Source organism: Pseudooceanicola sp. NS-SX9 (genome assembly GCF_057380705.1).
This window is the reverse complement of sequence record NZ_JBXXRN010000002.1, coordinates 298801-313894: the sequence shown is the minus strand read 5'-3', so window position 1 is coordinate 313894 and position 15094 is coordinate 298801. Positions and strand designations below refer to the sequence as shown.

At 68.9% G+C, this 15094-nt stretch carries 12 protein-coding genes and 1 pseudogene; 6 read left to right on the top strand and 7 right to left on the bottom strand.

The window, feature by feature from the left end:
* Positions 1-29: 29 nt before the first annotated feature.
* A pseudogene (locus AC2ITM_RS18420) lies at positions 30-542 on the bottom strand (type 2 periplasmic-binding domain-containing protein); the annotation flags it as partial.
* A gap of 271 nt (positions 543-813) precedes the next feature.
* Between AC2ITM_RS18420 and AC2ITM_RS18415 the strand changes: the two are divergent.
* Together AC2ITM_RS18415 and AC2ITM_RS18410 are read left to right on the top strand one after the other, a co-directional pair.
* The gene (locus AC2ITM_RS18415) at positions 814-1083 is read left to right on the top strand and encodes a hypothetical protein (RefSeq protein WP_486469592.1); all 270 of its coding nucleotides are present in this window, start codon (positions 814-816) and stop codon (positions 1081-1083) included.
* Positions 1084-1168: 85 nt separating this feature from the next.
* On the top strand, positions 1169-1987 hold the full coding sequence (locus AC2ITM_RS18410; RefSeq protein ID WP_486469591.1) for a substrate-binding domain-containing protein: 819 nt from the start codon (positions 1169-1171) through the stop codon (positions 1985-1987).
* Here the strand turns inward: AC2ITM_RS18410 and AC2ITM_RS18405 are convergent.
* The 4 genes from AC2ITM_RS18405 to AC2ITM_RS18390 all read right to left on the bottom strand — a co-directional run bounded on the left by AC2ITM_RS18405 (position 1984) and on the right by AC2ITM_RS18390 (position 6588).
* Entirely contained in the window at positions 1984-3129 is a 1146-nt protein-coding gene (locus tag AC2ITM_RS18405; protein WP_486469590.1) for an NAD(P)/FAD-dependent oxidoreductase, read from the bottom strand. The genes AC2ITM_RS18410 and AC2ITM_RS18405 overlap by 4 nt on opposite strands.
* Positions 3130-3131: 2 nt before the next feature.
* Positions 3132-4163 carry a Gfo/Idh/MocA family protein gene (locus AC2ITM_RS18400; RefSeq protein WP_486469589.1) on the bottom strand — a complete coding sequence of 344 codons (1032 nt, stop codon included), beginning with the start codon at positions 4161-4163 and terminating at the stop codon, positions 3132-3134.
* Positions 4164-4181: 18 nt separating this feature from the next.
* Positions 4182-5690, bottom strand: coding sequence for an amino acid ABC transporter permease/ATP-binding protein (locus tag AC2ITM_RS18395; protein ID WP_486469588.1), 1509 nt, complete (start codon positions 5688-5690; stop codon positions 4182-4184).
* Positions 5691-5805: 115 nt separating this feature from the next.
* The gene (locus tag AC2ITM_RS18390) at positions 5806-6588 is read right to left on the bottom strand and encodes an ABC transporter substrate-binding protein (protein ID WP_486469769.1); all 783 of its coding nucleotides are present in this window, start codon (positions 6586-6588) and stop codon (positions 5806-5808) included.
* Positions 6589-6795: 207 nt separating this feature from the next.
* Here AC2ITM_RS18390 and AC2ITM_RS18385 point away from each other — a divergent pair, with 207 nt between their 5' ends.
* Entirely contained in the window at positions 6796-7866 is a 1071-nt protein-coding gene (locus AC2ITM_RS18385; RefSeq protein WP_486469587.1) for a LacI family DNA-binding transcriptional regulator, read from the top strand.
* Positions 7867-7888: 22 nt separating this feature from the next.
* Here AC2ITM_RS18385 and dld read toward each other — a convergent pair whose 3' ends face one another.
* Entirely contained in the window at positions 7889-9676 is a 1788-nt protein-coding gene (dld, locus tag AC2ITM_RS18380) for a D-lactate dehydrogenase (RefSeq protein WP_486469586.1), read from the bottom strand.
* Positions 9677-9889: 213 nt separating this feature from the next.
* Here dld and AC2ITM_RS18375 point away from each other — a divergent pair, with 213 nt between their 5' ends.
* Together AC2ITM_RS18375 and AC2ITM_RS18370 are read left to right on the top strand one after the other, a co-directional pair.
* Positions 9890-10789 (top strand): LysR family transcriptional regulator, encoded by a 900-nt coding sequence (locus AC2ITM_RS18375; protein ID WP_486469585.1) that lies wholly within the window; start codon positions 9890-9892, stop codon positions 10787-10789.
* A gap of 110 nt (positions 10790-10899) precedes the next feature.
* Positions 10900-12912 carry an FUSC family protein gene (locus AC2ITM_RS18370; RefSeq protein WP_486469584.1) on the top strand — a complete coding sequence of 671 codons (2013 nt, stop codon included), beginning with the start codon at positions 10900-10902 and terminating at the stop codon, positions 12910-12912.
* 13 nt (positions 12913-12925) lie between these two features.
* Here the strand turns inward: AC2ITM_RS18370 and AC2ITM_RS18365 are convergent, their stop codons facing one another.
* On the bottom strand, positions 12926-13948 hold the full coding sequence (locus AC2ITM_RS18365) for a LacI family DNA-binding transcriptional regulator (protein ID WP_486469583.1): 1023 nt from the start codon (positions 13946-13948) through the stop codon (positions 12926-12928).
* A 135-nt stretch (positions 13949-14083) separates the two neighbouring features.
* Here AC2ITM_RS18365 and AC2ITM_RS18360 point away from each other — a divergent pair, with 135 nt between their 5' ends.
* On the top strand, positions 14084-15091 hold the full coding sequence (locus AC2ITM_RS18360) for a Gfo/Idh/MocA family protein (RefSeq protein ID WP_486469582.1): 1008 nt from the start codon (positions 14084-14086) through the stop codon (positions 15089-15091).
* Positions 15092-15094: the final 3 nt, after the last annotated feature.

The window sequence follows — 15094 nt, the reverse complement described above, 5'->3', positions numbered from 1 at the left end:
CCGTCGTCGATCATGCTCTGGATGGCATCGGCAAAGACCCTGCCCAGCGGGCTGCCCTTGAGGACGCCGATGTTGGCATGGATCGCCTCCGGCATCAGATCCGAGACCCGGAACTGGCCGGTCTGCTGCGCCATGCAGGCCATCTTGGCCGAACTGGCGAGGGGCGCCTCGGCGCGGCCCGACCGCACGGCAAGCTCGGCCGGGTTCCGGGTTCGGTGCTGCCGGATCGTGACCGGGGGCAGGCCGCCGCCGCCGCAGGCATTCAGCTTGTCCAGCAGCTGGTTGTCCCACGACCCCGAGATCACGGCCACGGTATGGCCGCAGACATCGGTTGCCCTGGCGATCTTCAGCGGGCGGCCGACGGGCAGGCCGAAGGCGGTGCCGATCTTGCGCTGCGGCACGAAATCCAGCTGCTGCAGGCGCTCGGGCGTGCTGCCGAACGAGGCAAGACCCGCAGCAAAGCGCCTGGCCATCAGCCCCGGGATCACCGCGTCGAAACTGGTCCCCGTATAGGTGAAGGGCACCCCGATCTGAGATCGCATGGACGAGGTCAACGCTCCAGCCGACCAGGGGGTCGTCCTGCAGGAATTCGTCCGGCGGCCGGTCGTTGAAGACGGCAACCGTGATGCCCTTCTGGTAGGTCGCGGGCACCTCGTCGTGCGGCGCGGGGATCACGTCGGCCATCGCTGGCGGCGCGCCCAGGGCCAGGGCCTGAGCCCAAAGGTGGTTCGTCTTCATCCCGTTCTCCGTTCCGGCTTGTGCTTGCTGCCGGGGGCGGGACGCGGGAGGATATGAGAGGGTTCTCATAGCGATTTGCCCGGCGTCAAGGACATCTGCCGTCCCGGCGCGGAAATGCAGCGGCTGCGGGGAAACTCGCTTGGGAACGGGGGGCGGCGCGCGCAGGACGGCGCCAGCAACGAAAGGGCGCGGGATGAACGACAGGCGCAGGGCGACGATTGCCGACGTGGCGCGGCGGGCCGGGTGCTGGGCAGCTACGGCTATGTCAGCGGCCCGATGCGCGACCGGGTGATGGAGGCGGCCGAGGCGCTCGGCTATCGCGCCAACCAGCTGGGCGCAGCCTGATCACCGGCCGGACCCGCACCATCGGCGTCGTCGCGGCGATATCCAGAGCCCGTTCTACGCCAAGATCCTGCGCGGCGTCTCGGATGTGCTGGAGGCCGAGGGGATCGGCCTGCTGATCACCAACAGCGACAAGCGCGTCGAGACCGAGCGCACCGCCCCGGGGCTGTTGCAGGAAAAGCAGGTGGACGGGCTGATCGTCTCGCCCTGCGATACCGAAGGGGCGGCACATCTGCGCCGTCTGGCCGCCAAGATGCCGCTGGTGCTGATCGACCGAGAGGTCGCGGGCCTTGCCGCCGACAGCGTCGGCATCGACAATGTCGGGGCGGCCGAAACCGCGGTGGCGCACCTGATCGCGGCCGGGCACCGGCGCAATGGCATGGTGGCGGAACTGCATTCCGGCCCCTGGCGCGATCTGGGCAGCTTTGTCGCGCTGGCCCGCAGCCGTCCCGCCGAACGGGCGGCAATCCATCCCAGCTGGCAGCGTTTCATGGGCTATATCCACGCCCATGACGCGGCGGGTGTGGTGCTGGAGGTGTCGCTGATCGCCCGGGTGAACAGCTCTTCGACCAAGGATGCGCTGCACGCGGCCACCCGGCTGCTGGCCCGTCCCGACCGGCCGCAGGCCCTTTTCACCGCCGACGGGCTGATGACCGAAGGCACGATGGCCGCAATCACCGGGGCCGGGCTGCAGATGCCGCAGGCGCTGTCGCCGGTGGCCTTCGACGACCTCGACTGGATGCGGTTCCTGCCGCCCGGGATCGAGGCGGTGGCGCAGCCGCGCCGCCAGATGGGCGAAACCGCCGCGCGGATGCTGCTGGAGCGTATCGCCGGGCTGCAAGGCCCCGCCCGGCGCATCCGCCTGACCCCGCGCCAGGTGACGCGGGGCCCGGTCGTGCGGGCCTAGGCCTCGACCGGGGTGCGGGCGAAACGCTCGGGGCGGAAGGTGGCCAGCATCGGGTGCCGCAGGTCGAGGGCGATTTCCTCGGCCAGGATTTCGCCGATGATCAGCCCCAAGGTCGCCCCGGAATGCGAGAACGCCACGTAGCAGCCGGGCAGCTCGGCCAGTTCGCCGAAGACCGGCTCGCCGCCGCCGGGGATGGGTTTGGGGCCCATGTGCACGGCCTTGACCTTCAGTGCGGGCTTGGGCGACAGGACCTCTTGCGCCGCCGCGATCAGCCCCTCGACGGTCGAGGGCCGGGCCTCCCAGGTGCCGTCATCGTGGATCACGACCTCTTCCTCGGACCAGCCGGAATCCAGGAAGAAGGCGCCCTCGGGGGTGGGGCGGATGGCGACGCGGGGGGTGTTCAGTACCGCCTTCAGCGGGTGATCCAGCGGCTCGGTCTCCAGCAGCAGGGCGATCGGGGTGTCGTCGCCGATGGTGATGCCGAAGGGCGCGACCATGGCCGGAACCGCGGGGCCGGTGGCCAGCAGCACCGCATCTGCGGTGAAGGTCCGGCCATCGGCCGCCTTGGCACCGACTGCGCGGCCGTTTTCCACCAGCGGCTGGGCCGCGCCCGCATCGGTGACGACAGTGCCGCCAAGCTGCACCAGTTCGCCCGCCAGCAGGGTGATCAGCGAAGGCAGGTCGACCCAGCCCTCGTTCGGGTTGAAGATCGCGCCGGGGGCGGTGACGGTGCTGCCGTCGACGCCGGGGAACTGGTCCGAGACCTCCTCGCCCGACAGCAGATGCGCCTGATAGCCCAGGTCGCGTTCAAAGCGGTAGATCGCGGCGATCTCGTTCGCGGCATCGTCGGCATCCCAGGTCAGGCCGCCGGCAAACGACAGCCAGGGCGCACCCGGATGCTGGTCGGCCAGCACGCGGTAGCGTTCGATCCCGGCCTGCCGCAGCCGGTGATAGGGCGCCGAGCGCCGCCGCGCGGTGTTCAGCCACGCCAGAGAGCGCCCCGAGGCGCCATTGGCCAGCGGCCCGTCGTTGATCAGCGTCACGGCAACGCCCATCCGGGCCAGCTGCACCGCGGTCGAGGTGCCGAAGATACCGCCGCCGATGATCACGGCGGAACGGCGGTTCAAGGGGGGACGGGGCATGGTCAGTTTCCTTGCAGGTCTTGGGAGGTCGAAAGGGGATCCGTGGCGGGGGCATGACCGGCGCGGGTCAGGGCCTCCAGCGCGCGGGCATTGGCGCGGAATTCGGCGCGGGCGGGGGCGGGATCGGCGCCCGAGCGCACATCGCGCACGAAGGCATCCAGCTGCGCGCGGTACTGGTCGGTGGCGGGGATCGCGAAGACCTCTCGGTCCGTTCCCAGCAGGTCGGCGCCGGGATCCAGCACCAGCTGCGCCACATGGTCGGGCGGGCAGTTGAACGGGGCATCCAGTTCGATCCGCCCTTCCGAGCCCAGCAGCACCAGCGACTGCGCCAGGCTGGATTGCGTGGCGACGGTGAACGAAAGGTGCCGCCCGCCGTCAAAGCCCAACAGCCCGGTCGCCAGCCGGTCGGTGCCGAAGGCCGGGTCCAGATCCATCAGGCAATCGCCGCGCAGGGGCTCGGATCCAAAGAAGAACCGCGCGGTGTCGACGGCATAGCAGCCGATGTCGTAAAGGCCGCCGCCGCCGATGTCGGCCTGGTTGCGGACATTGGCGGGATCGCGGTTGGCGTAGCTGAACAGGCATTGGATGGCGGTCAGCTCTCCGATGCGGCCCTCTTCGACCAGCGCGCGGGCCTTGTGCCACTGGGGATGGTGGCGGGTCATGAAGGCCTCGACCAGGCGGCGGCCGGTATGCTGGGCGACAAGGGCGGCCTGCTCGGCCGCCTGTACGGTCATCGCCAGGGGCTTTTCGCACAGCACGTCCTTGCCCGCCTCCATGGCGCGGATCGCCCAGGGGACGTGCAGGTGGTTGGGCAGCGGGATGTAGACGGCCTCGATCTCGGGATCGGCCAGGATCGCGTCATAGCTGTCATGGGCGCGCGGAATCCCGAAGGTGTCGGCCATGGCGCGGGCCTTGGCCAGATCGCGGGACGCGATGGCCAGCGGCTGGCACAGGTCGCTTGCGACCATCGCGGGCAGCACGGCCTTGCGACCGATGCCCGAAGCCCCCAGGATCCCCCAGCGAAGCGGTGTCATGTGATGTCCTTTCGGCAGTCAGAGGACCTCGGCGAAGAATTTCTTCAGCCGCTCGGTCCTGGGTTCGGTGAAAAGCTGTTCGGGCGTGCCGGATTCGACAATGCGCCCCTCGTCCATGAAGACGATCTGGTCGGCCACCTGACGGGCAAAGCCCATCTCGTGGGTGACCACGACCATGGTCATGCCGCGCCGCCCCAGATCCGCCATCAGGTTCAGCACGCCCTTGACCAGCTCGGGATCGAGGGCGCTTGTCACCTCGTCGAAGAGGACCACCTCGGGCTGCATGGCAAGGGCACGGGCGATGGCGACGCGCTGCTGCTGGCCGCCCGACAGGTTCGCCGGACGGTGATCGCCGCGCCCCTCCAGACCCACATCGGCCAGACGCGCATCGGCGATGCGGCGGGCCTGGGCGCGGGGCAGGTGCTTGATCTTGGTCAGCGACAGCATGATGTTTTCCCGCGCCGTGTGGTCCGGGAACAGGTTGAAGTGCTGGAAAACCATGCCGATCTTGGCGCGCAGGGTCTCGGGCTTCATGGCGCGGATGTCGGCGCCGTCCAGCGTGACCTCTCCGGCGTTCATCTCGACCAGGCGGTTCAGGCTGCGCAGCAGCGTCGACTTGCCCGACCCCGACGGCCCGATGATGCAGGTGACGGATCCCTTGGGAATGTCCAGATCGATGCCGCGCAGCACCTCCATCTGGCCATAGGACAGGCGCAGGCCGCGGATCGCCAGGCTGCCGCCGTCAAAGCGCGGCGCGTCCGAGGCGGGGGCCTTGTGCAGTTCTTCGACCTCCTCAAGGCCCGAGGCCGGTTGCAGGTTCGACAGGCGCCGACCGGTCCGCAGGTGGTGGTCGATGAAGTTCACCAGATGCGTCAGCGGCACTGTGATCACAAGGTAGAAGACCCCCGCCAGCAGCAGCGGCGACAGGTTCCCGGTGACCACGGCCGCATCCTGGCCGACGCGAAAGATCTCTCGTTCCGAGGCCAGCAGCCCCAGGAAATAGATCAGAGAGCTGTCCTTGACGTTGCCGATGAACTGGTTGACCAGCGCCGGCAGCACCCGGCGGATGCCCTGTGGCACGACGATCAGGCGCATGCCCTGGCCATAGCTCATCGAGAGGGCGCGGCAGGCTTCCATCTGGCCGGTGGGCACGGCCTGGATGCCGGAACGGAAGATTTCTCCGATATAGGCGCCGGCGATCAGCGACAGCGCCAGGATGCCAAGCGGGTAGGGCGAGGGCCCGAACAGATGCCGCCCGATGACGGCAAAGCCCTGTCCGATCAGCAGGATGGTGACGATCGCGGGCAGGCCGCGGAAGATGTCGGTATAGACCCGGGCCGGGATGCGGATCCAGGCGGATCGCGAAATGCCCATGACCGCCAGCACGATGCCGATCAGCGTGCCCAGCACCGTCGAGGCCGCCGCCAGGATCAGCGTGTTCTTCAGGCCCGTGGTGATCATGACCGGCAGGATCTCGGCCATTGCGCCCCAATCAAGGAAGGTGCGCTGGAGGTTTTCCAACCACATGAGGAATGCTCCGCAGGCCCCGGGGGCCCGTTCTTGAAATGAGTGAGAGAGAGGCGAGGGGGCCGGACAGGCGGCCCCCCCCGAAGATCAGCAAGCGGGGATCAGCAAGCGGGGATCAGCCCTTGGCGGGCAGGTATTGTTCGGGCATCGGCGAGCCGGGGAACCATTTCTGGTAGAGGGTTTTCCAGGTGCCGTCCTGCATCGCCTCGTGCAGGGCCTTGTTCAGCGCCTCGCGCAGCGCGTCGTTGCCGGGATGCACGGCAAAGCCCGCGGGGGCATCGAAGGAGGGGATGTTTTCCTTGATCTCGAGCTTGTAGCGCTCGGCGTAGCTTTTGGCGGCTTCGTAATCCAGGAACTGGGCGTCGATGGTGCCGTTGTTCAGCGCCGCGATGCCGGTGTTGTTGTCGGGGAACTGGACGATCGCAGTGTCGGTGAAATGCGTCTTGGCGTACATTTCCTGCAGCGTGCCCTGCACCACGCCCAGCCGCTTGCCGGCCAGGGTCTTGGGATCCTCGGTGATGGCCTTTTCGCCCGACAGCACCGACAGGTAGCCCGCCAGATAGCCGTCCGAGAAATCGACGACCTTCTTGCGCGCATCGGTGATGCCGATGGCGGCGGCGGCAATGTCGAAGCGCCCGTTCGCCACCGACGGCAGCAGGGCCGCGAATTCCTGGCCGGTGAACTGGATCTGCTCGGGCTTGATGCCCATGCGGCCCAGGACGTTCCTCAGCAGTTCCACGTCAAAGCCGGTGAATTCGCCGGTGGCGGTGGTGAAGGCATAGGGTTTCGCATCCCCCAGAGAGCCCACCATCACGGTGCCCGGTTCGATCAGGTTGTAGGGATTGGCATCATCGGCCTGGGCCGCACCCGTCAGGGTCACGGCCGCAGCCAGCGCCATGGCAGGGCGCGCAAGGCGGCGCAGCAGGGTCAGGGTCATCGGGATCTCCACTGTTGTCGGTCTGCGTTGGATTTTTCCATTTTGCATCTTGAGACCGGTCCCAAGGCAGTTGATACCGGTCTCAATAGGTTCATGCTGCATGTTTGTTTTGCCTCCCGTCAAGAGGCAGGATAGGAAAATCCGACCGGCCCCGGGGAAAAGGCGAAGATGAGTTCACGAAGCAAGAAGCTGACGGTTGCGGATGTGGCACGGGCGGCGGGCGTGTCGAAGGCAACGGCGGCGCGGGTGCTGGGCGGCTACGGCGTGACCAGTGACCGCACCCGCGAGGCGGTGCTGCAGGCGGCGCAGGAGCTGGGCTATCGCCCGAACGAGCTGGCCCGATCAGTCAGCACCGGGCGCAGCGGGCTGATCGGCGTGGTGGTGGGCGATATCGAGAACGCCTTCTTCTCTCGTGCGGTACGCGGCATCAGCGACCGGGCGCGGGCGGCGGGGCTGAACGTGATCATCTCGAATTCCGGCGAGGAGATCGCCCAGGAACGCCGCCTGGTCGAAATCCTGCTGGCGCAGCAGGTCGAGGGGCTGATCGTGGCGCCCACCGATGACCGCGACGTGGCGCATCTGGCGGGGGCCATGGCGGGCGGCACGCCGGTGGTGACGCTGGACCGCCGCGCCGAGGGGCTGGGGGCGGATGCGATCTGCGGCGACGACCGGCGCGCGACACGGGCGCTGGTGGAACGGCTGCAGGGGCTGGGGCATCGCCACATCGCCTATGTCTCGGCGGTGCAGACGGCGGAACCCCGGCTGAAGGCGCTGGACGAGGTTCGGATTTCCGCGGTGCGCGAACGCATCGCGGGCTTCCTGTCGGGGGCGCCTGCCGGGCAGGACTGGCGCGGGGCGGTCTTTACCGGCGCCGCCGGTTCCGCTGCGACCGAAGGCGTGGTGGCGCGCATCCTGGCGCAAGCCCCGAAAATCACGGCGATCCTGGCCTCGGACAGCCTGGTGGGGGCGCAGGTCTTCCGCGCCCTCAGCGCCCGGGGGCTGATGATGCCCCGGGATCTGTCGCTGGTGTCATGGTTCGATGCCGACTGGACGCGGGTCACTTCACCCGCGATCACCGTCATCGACCAGCCGACCTACCGTTTCGGCACCCTCGCGGCCGAACGCATCATTGCCCGCATCAGTGGCGACACCAGCCCGCCCGGGGCCGAGCTGGTCGAGACTCCGCTGATCCTGCGTGGTTCGCTGGGGCCGGTGCCGGATCCCGCCCGGCACCCCTGACCCGCGGCCTCAGTGGTCGTGCTCAGTGATCGTGGCCGCAGCCGCAGGCATTGCCGCCGCTCCAGTTCGCGCGCTTCGTCGTGCGCCCGATGCCGGGGTTGAAGCTGTTGGTCGGGTCGAGCGTGCGATAGTGCCGCTCCAGCGCCGGTTTGGCGTGGTAGAGGTGGCCGACGTTGTGCTCGGCCGGGTATTCGGCGCCGCGGTGGTCCAGGATCTCCCACATCTGCTCTTCCAGGGCCATCACGTCATGGCCCTTGGCGATCAGGTATTCCTGGTGGAAGACGTGGCAGAAGAAGTGGCCATAGTAGATCTTGTGCAGGATCGGGGCCTCGATCTCGGCCGGCAGGCTTTCCACCCAGTCCTGATCATTGCGCCGCAGCGCGATGTCGAGCGCCAGCAGGTCCTCGACCTCGCGGGTGTGCACGGCCCGGTAGCGGTTGGCGGCCCCCGCCACGGCAAAGCGGTGCAGGAAGGCCTTGGTGCCCTCTTCCGGGGTGCATTCGAAGAAATCGCCCATGTCCGAGGGGAAGATCGACGACAGGTAGTCGCGCGCCTCGGCAATGCCCGTGCCGCCCATCTTGATGATCAGGTGGTGTTCGTAGCGGTCGCGGTAGTCCGTCATCCGCTTGGGCAGATGCGCCGGGAACAACGCACTTGCCGCCTGCATCAGCCGGTCGCTGAGGTTCGCGGGCAGGAACCTCAACCGCGAGGCCACCGCATCGAAGCGCGCCTTCAGCGCCATCATCCTGGGGATGCGGCCGGTGCCCAGGTACTGGATCGCCAGGAAGGTGTCCTTGCCGTATGTCTCGGCCAGGCGATAGGCGTGCTGGTGGACATATTCCCCCGACACCGGCAGCGAGGTGAAGTTGGCCAGCATGTGGCGGCGGATGTCCTCCAGGTCCTTGGGATCGTTGGAGCCTACGTAGAAAACACCAGTCTGGGCGTCCTTCTCGAAGGTATCAAGGCGCACTGCCAGCAGCATCACCTTGCCCGCGCTGCCCGAGCTTTCGAACAGCCGCGAGGGGTCGGCGTTGAAGCGCGCGGGGGTGTCGGCCTCGACATCGCGGACATGGGCGGCGTAATTGTGGTCGGATGCTGCCCGGCCGCTGGCATTATCGACATCGGCGGCGGTGAAATCGCCTTTTTCCAGCCGGGTCAGGATCTGCTCCGGGCTGCCGCCCAGCCGGATGCCAAGGTGGTTCACCAGATGCAGATGCCCCTGCGCATCGACCTGCGCGTAAAGCGACAGCTGGGTGAAGGCCGGCCCGCGGTGAATGAGCGCCCCGCCCGAGTTGTTGCAGATCCCCCCCAGCACCGAGGCGCCGATGCACGAGGACCCGATGACCGAATGCGGCTCCCGGTTCAGCGGGCGCAGCATGTCCTCCAGCTCGTAGAGGCGCGATCCGGGCAGGCAGACCACCTGGCGCCCCTCGTTCAGCAGGTGGATGCCGGCGATGCGGGTGACGCTGATGATCACCACGTCGCGGTCATAGTCGCTGCCATCGGGGGTAGAGCCGCCGGTCAGGCCGGTGTTGGCCGATTGCATGATGACGATCTTGTCCGCCGCGACGCAGGCCTGCAACACCCGCCACTGTTCCACCAGCGATCCCGGCCGCACCACCGCGATCACCGGACCCGAGCCAAAGCGGAAGCCGGTGCGGTAGGGCCGGGTGGCCTCGGGGCTGGTCAGCAGGTGGGGGGCGCCGACGATCTCTTTCAGGACGCCCAGAAAGCCCGCGTTGCTGCCCACCTTGTCGGCGGCAAAGACCTGGTTCGGGGCAACGGGAATGTCGAGGAAAGCGGAACCCATGGCGGTTCTCCTGTCTTGGCGCGGTGTCCCGCGGGGGGCCTGCGACGGGGTGGGGGGCGCGGCCCGATGGCCACGTTGTTGCAAAGACACATAAAAGCCCGGCCCGGCGCTGCTAACCCCGGAAAAACTTTGATCCGCTCAACGGAAATCGTTTAACTGACCGGGAAACCACCCGGGATCTTCACACGTTTTCGTGTGGCGCAAGGGGATATCATGGACCAGATCACCGCCTTTCGCATCTTCGAACGCGCCGTCGCGACCGGGTCGCTGTCGCAGGTGGCGCGCGAGATGGGCATCAGCCAGCCCGCCGTCGCCCGCCATGTCTCGATGCTGGAAGAGCGTTACGGCGTGGCGCTGCTGCATCGCACCACCCGTGGCATCGCGCTGACCGACCCGGGCCGCGACCTGCTGGAACCCGCCCGCGCCGCCATCGAGGCCGCCGAACTGGCCGATGCGGCGCTGGAAGGCGGCGGCAGCGCGGTCTCGGGTCGGGTGCGGATCGGGCTGACGGTGGCCTTCGGGCTGTTCTTCCTGTCGCGGATGGAGAAATTCCGCGCGGCCTACCCCGGCCTCTCGATCGAGCTGGTGATGCGCGACGGTTTCGGCTCGATGATCGAGGAAAACATCGACGTGGCCGTGCGCACCGGCGAGGTCAGCGATGCTGCGCTGATCATGCGGCTGGCGGCGGAAAACGGGCGCTACGTGGTGGCCGCGCCAGGCTATCTGGCGGCCCATCCCGCCCCGCGCCAGCCCTACGAGCTGACGCGCCACAACTGCATCGCCTATACCGGCGACACCGACGAATACGAATGGCGCTTTGACGCGGGCGATGACACGATCGCCGTGCCGATCACCGGCAACCTGCGCCTGAACAACCGCTACGCCATCCACAAGGCGGTGCTGCAGGGCTATGGCGTGGGGCTGCTGCAACATTACATCGTCTCGGACGACATCGCCGCCGGACGGCTGGTGCATCTGCTGCCCGACTGGAAGCCGAAGGCGCTGCCGATCCACATCGTCTACCCCTCGCGGGCGGTGCTGACCCGGCGCAGCCGCGTCGTCATCGACTGGCTGCTGGAGGTGCTGAAGGACACCATCGTCTTCCCCGACTGATGCCCGGTATGTGCAAATGGCTGGGCAGCAAGTCCTTTTCGACAATTCACCCCGGCGGCGCCTTGCCCTAGGTGTGCGCCAGCACGAACCAGTTCCAGGGGGGCGCCTGCATGGCCAGCCGAACACCGCACGCACATCTGCCACCGCCTTCGGGCTCGGCCATCTACCGGCTGGCCCGCAGGCTGGAGGGGTATTCCTTCGGCATGGTCCCGGAATACATCGGCATGGCAGAAGGGTTGCGCGCCTCGGTCGCCTTCGCGGTGATGGTGCTGGTGGCCTATACCAGCGGCGAGACGCGCCTGCTGTGGGCGGCCTTCGCGGCCTTCTGGGTCTGCCTGTGCGATCCGGGCGGCCATGATGGCGTGCGCTTTCGCGCCATGGGGGCCTTTGTGGCGGCGGGAACCCTGGCGGCCTTCCTGGGGGCGGCCTGCGCCGGGGTCGGGCCGCTCTGGGCCAGCCTGGTGCTGCTGCCGCTGATGTTCCTGCCCGCGCTTGGCGGCGCCTTCGGACCGGCGGGCGTGCAGTCGGGATCGCTGATCTGCGTGGTGGGGGGCGTCGCGGTGGGCTTTCCCAGCTCGCCCGGCGTGGCGCTGCAACTGGCGGGGGCCTTCCTGCTGGGCGGCCTCTGGGCGCTGCTGTTCTGCTTTCGGATCTGGCGGCTCAGGCCGCAGGGGGCGTCGCGCCGGGCGGTCGGGTCGGTCTTTGCCCGCCTGGCCGAGATGAACGCCGCCATGCGCGCGCGGCTGGGCACCGGCGAAGCCGTCGGTGCCCGCGCCCCCGAACACCGCCGCGCCCTGCGCGCCGCGATCGAGCGCGCCCGTGGCATGATCCTCGCGCAGGGCAACGGGCAGGGGCCGCTGATGGCGCAGCTGGGCTGCGCGGACCGGATCTTTGCCGCGATGATCGCCCTTGACCACCTGATCGCCCATGCCCCCGCCCAGGCGCTGCGCGGCCTGCCGCAGCAGATGGACCGGATGTCGGTTCTGCTGGAGGAGGCCCAGGCCCAGGTCATGCTGCGCGCCCCCGCGCCTGATCGCCTGTCCTGGGAGGCCGACGACCTGAAGCACGCAGCCGAGCGGGACGCCGCCGAAAGCCGTGGGGTCGTGGTGGCCATCGCCGCCGCCTTCACGCGGCTGTCGGACCAGCTGCGCATCAGCGCCAGCACCCCCGCGACCGACACCGCCCTGGCGCCGCTTCGTGCCGGTCTGCCGGCGATCCCCGCGCCGATCCTGCGCCATGCGGTGCGGCTGACGGTGGCGGTACTGGTGACCTATCTGCTCTGCGTGGGCTTCGGGGTGAAATACCTCTACTGGGCGACGATGGCGACGATCGTGGTGCTGCAACCGGCGTTCTCGACCACCTGGCCCAGGATGCTGGAGCGCGTTCTGGGCTCGATCGCGGGGGGCATCGTGGCCTCGGGGCTGATGGCGCTGCACCCCGGTCCGCTGGTGCTGCTGGCGGTGATCACGCCGCTGGCTGCGGTGACCATCGCCTGCAAACGGGTCAACTATACCCTCTTCACCGGCTGCGTCGGCGCATTGTTCGTGCTGGTGACCGAGCTGGTGATGCCCAGCGGCGGCATCGCATTGTCTCGGGCGCTGAACAACACCATGGGATCGCTTGTGGCCTTCGGGGTGGGGGCGCTGCTGTGGCCCGGCCGGGGCGAAACCCGCTTTCCCCAGGTTCTGGCCGAAGCCGTACGGGCCAACCTGGCCTATGCGGCGGGGGCCGTGGGGGCGGGGACGCTTGACGATGCGGTCGATGCGCTGCGCCGGCAGGCCGGTGTGGCCAGCACTGCCGCCGAAACCGTGCGCCAGCGCCAGCTGCTGGAAGGCCGCCGCCGCCATGCCCATCTGGATCAGGCGGGCGGGGTGCTGCAGGCGCTGCGGGTGCTGGCGGGGGCGGTCACGGGCCATGCGCTGCTGGCGCCCTCGGCCGATGCCGAACGCGCCGGGCGGCTGCAGGCCGCAACCCAGGCGATGCTGGCGGATCTGACCAGCCCCGGCAGGGGCGCGGCCCAGACCCCGCCGGACATGCTGGGCGATGACGATCTGGGCCGGGCGATTGCCACCGTTCAGGACCAGCTTGCGGGCTACCTTCAGGCTGCGGCCCGGCAGGGCTGAGGCCCGCCGGATTCTAATCCCCGGGGCAGTTCTCGGGAAAGAAGATCTGCACCGGGGTGATGCCGTCAGGCGCCACCGGCAGGCGCCCGAAATGGGCGGCCAGCAGTTCCAGCGCCGTGCGTGCCTCCAGCGCCGGGGCCTGGTCGATCACCGCATCGATCCTTGAGGCCCGCAACAGCGCCCGGCGGCGTGCCGTCAGCTCGTGGGTGACAAAGACCAGATCCTGCTGGCGGCCGGCGTCGCGGATCGCATCCGCCACCGCCGCAGCCCCCGATGAGGCATTGTAGATCCCGGCGATGGCGGGGTTCGCCTGCAGCATCTGTTCCGCGATCCGCCCGGCACGCACCGGATCCTCGTGAAATTCCCGAAGCTGGACGATCCGGCAGCGCGGGAACCGTTCTGCCAGGGTACTGCGGAACCCGGCCACCCGCTGGGCCTGGCCGGTCATGCTCAGCAGCCCCGCCAGCACCAGGATCTCGCCGCCGGAGGGGCCGATCAGCCGCGCCGTCAGCTCGGCCGCCAGCCGCCCGGCCTGGCGGTTGTCGGGCCCGACATAGCTGTGGGGGCCACGGGTCTCGATCTCGGTTGCCAGGGTCACCACCGGGCAGTCGCGCGCGATCAGCCCGTCCAGCGCCTCGGCAATCGTGGGATCGTGGGGGACACAGATCACCACGGCGTCGTGGCCCGGGCAGAGCCCCGACAGCAGCCGCGCCGTACCAGCCGGATCCTCGGGGCGGATGTGATGCACCCGCACCTGCAGGTTCAGCGCCGCCATCGCCCGCGCCGCATCGCGGAACGCCGCCGCCAGCGCGGCATGGAACGGGTTGCCGGGCGGCTGCACCAGAACCGCGATCCGCAGCGTCCGGGCCGGCCGCTGATCCAGCGCCCGGTCCAGGCCCAGCCGGCGTGCCCAGTCCAGCACGCGGCGTTCCTTGTCCGCATCGACGCCGCCGCGATTGTTCAGCACCCGGTCCACGGTCGACACGGATACCGCCGCCGCCCGTGCCACGTCCGCCGCCGTCGCCTTTCGTGCCATGTCCATCCCCCATGGTTTTTTTCTTGCAGAGATCTCCTCAAAGCATCGCTACCAGAGCAGGCGCGCCGCTGCTAGATCCGGGGCAGGCCCGCCCGCAGAGGAGACGGAGCGGGCCCTTTCAACGGAGATCTGACCATGCCCACCCTCGCCCTGTTCGGCGCGGGCCGGATCGGTGGCGTGCATGCCCGCACGGTGGCGGCACGACGCGACGCGACTCTGGCCTGCATCGTCGATCCGATCGACAGCCCCGCCCGCACGACCCTGCTGCAGGACACCGGCGCGCGGCTGGCCCCGGCCAGCGCGGTCTTTGCCGATCCCGCCATCGACGGCATCATCATCGCCAGCTCGACCGAAAGCCATGCCGGGCTGCTGATGCAGGCAGCCGAGGCCGGCAAGGCGGTGTTCTGCGAAAAGCCCGTCAGCCTGGATTTCGCCCTGACCCGCCAGGCCTGCGCCCGGGTCGAGGCGGCAGGCATTCCCTGCATGATGGGCTTTCAGCGCCGTTACGACCCGTCGTTCCGGGCGCTCAAGGCGCGCATCGCCTCGGGCTGTGCGGGGCGGCTGGAACATCTGGTGATGCAGTCGCGCGATCCGGCGCCGCCGCCGGTGTCCTATGTGCGCACCTCGGGCGGGATGGTCCGCGACAGCGCCATCCACGACATGGACATGGCCCGCTTCCTGCTGGAGGAGGAGATCGCCACCGTCTATGCCACCGGCGCCTGCCTGATCGCCCCCGAAATCGGCGCCGAGGGCGATATCGACACGCTGATGATCACGCTGACCACGCGCTCGGGGCGGATGGCGCAGGTGATCAACTGCCGCCGTGGCCCGATGGGCTATGACCAGCGGCTGGAAGCGCTCTGTGCCAACGAGGTCCTCTTCGTCGAGAACCGCGCCGCCACCTCGATGCGCATCGAGGGACCATCGGGCGCCCTGCATCCGCCGCCGGAAAGCTATTTCATCGACCGCTTCGCCCGCGCCTATGCCGCCGAGATGGAGGATTTCATCGCCCTGATCGCGCGCGGCACCCCGGCGCTGACGACAATCCGCGACGGGCTGGAGGCACAGCGCCTGGCCGAGGCCGCCATCGTGTCGCACCAACGCGGCCAGGTTGTCACCCTGACCCCCGACTGGCAGCCCTGAGGA

Coding starts and splice junctions, on each gene's coding strand:
- AC2ITM_RS18405 (WP_486469590.1), bottom strand. CDS start 3,129: ATGCCCCGTCCCCCCTTGAACCGCCGTTCCGCCGTGATCATCGGCGGC.
- AC2ITM_RS18400 (WP_486469589.1), bottom strand. CDS start 4,163: ATGACACCGCTTCGCTGGGGGATCCTGGGGGCTTCGGGCATCGGTCGC.
- AC2ITM_RS18395 (WP_486469588.1), bottom strand. CDS start 5,690: ATGTGGTTGGAAAACCTCCAGCGCACCTTCCTTGATTGGGGCGCAATG.
- AC2ITM_RS18390 (WP_486469769.1), bottom strand. CDS start 6,588: ATGGCGCTGGCTGCGGCCGTGACCCTGACGGGTGCGGCCCAGGCCGAT.
- AC2ITM_RS18385 (WP_486469587.1), top strand. CDS start 6,796: ATGAGTTCACGAAGCAAGAAGCTGACGGTTGCGGATGTGGCACGGGCG.
- dld (WP_486469586.1), bottom strand. CDS start 9,676: ATGGGTTCCGCTTTCCTCGACATTCCCGTTGCCCCGAACCAGGTCTTT.
- AC2ITM_RS18375 (WP_486469585.1), top strand. CDS start 9,890: ATGGACCAGATCACCGCCTTTCGCATCTTCGAACGCGCCGTCGCGACC.
- AC2ITM_RS18370 (WP_486469584.1), top strand. CDS start 10,900: ATGGCCAGCCGAACACCGCACGCACATCTGCCACCGCCTTCGGGCTCG.
- AC2ITM_RS18365 (WP_486469583.1), bottom strand. CDS start 13,948: ATGGCACGAAAGGCGACGGCGGCGGACGTGGCACGGGCGGCGGCGGTA.
- AC2ITM_RS18360 (WP_486469582.1), top strand. CDS start 14,084: ATGCCCACCCTCGCCCTGTTCGGCGCGGGCCGGATCGGTGGCGTGCAT.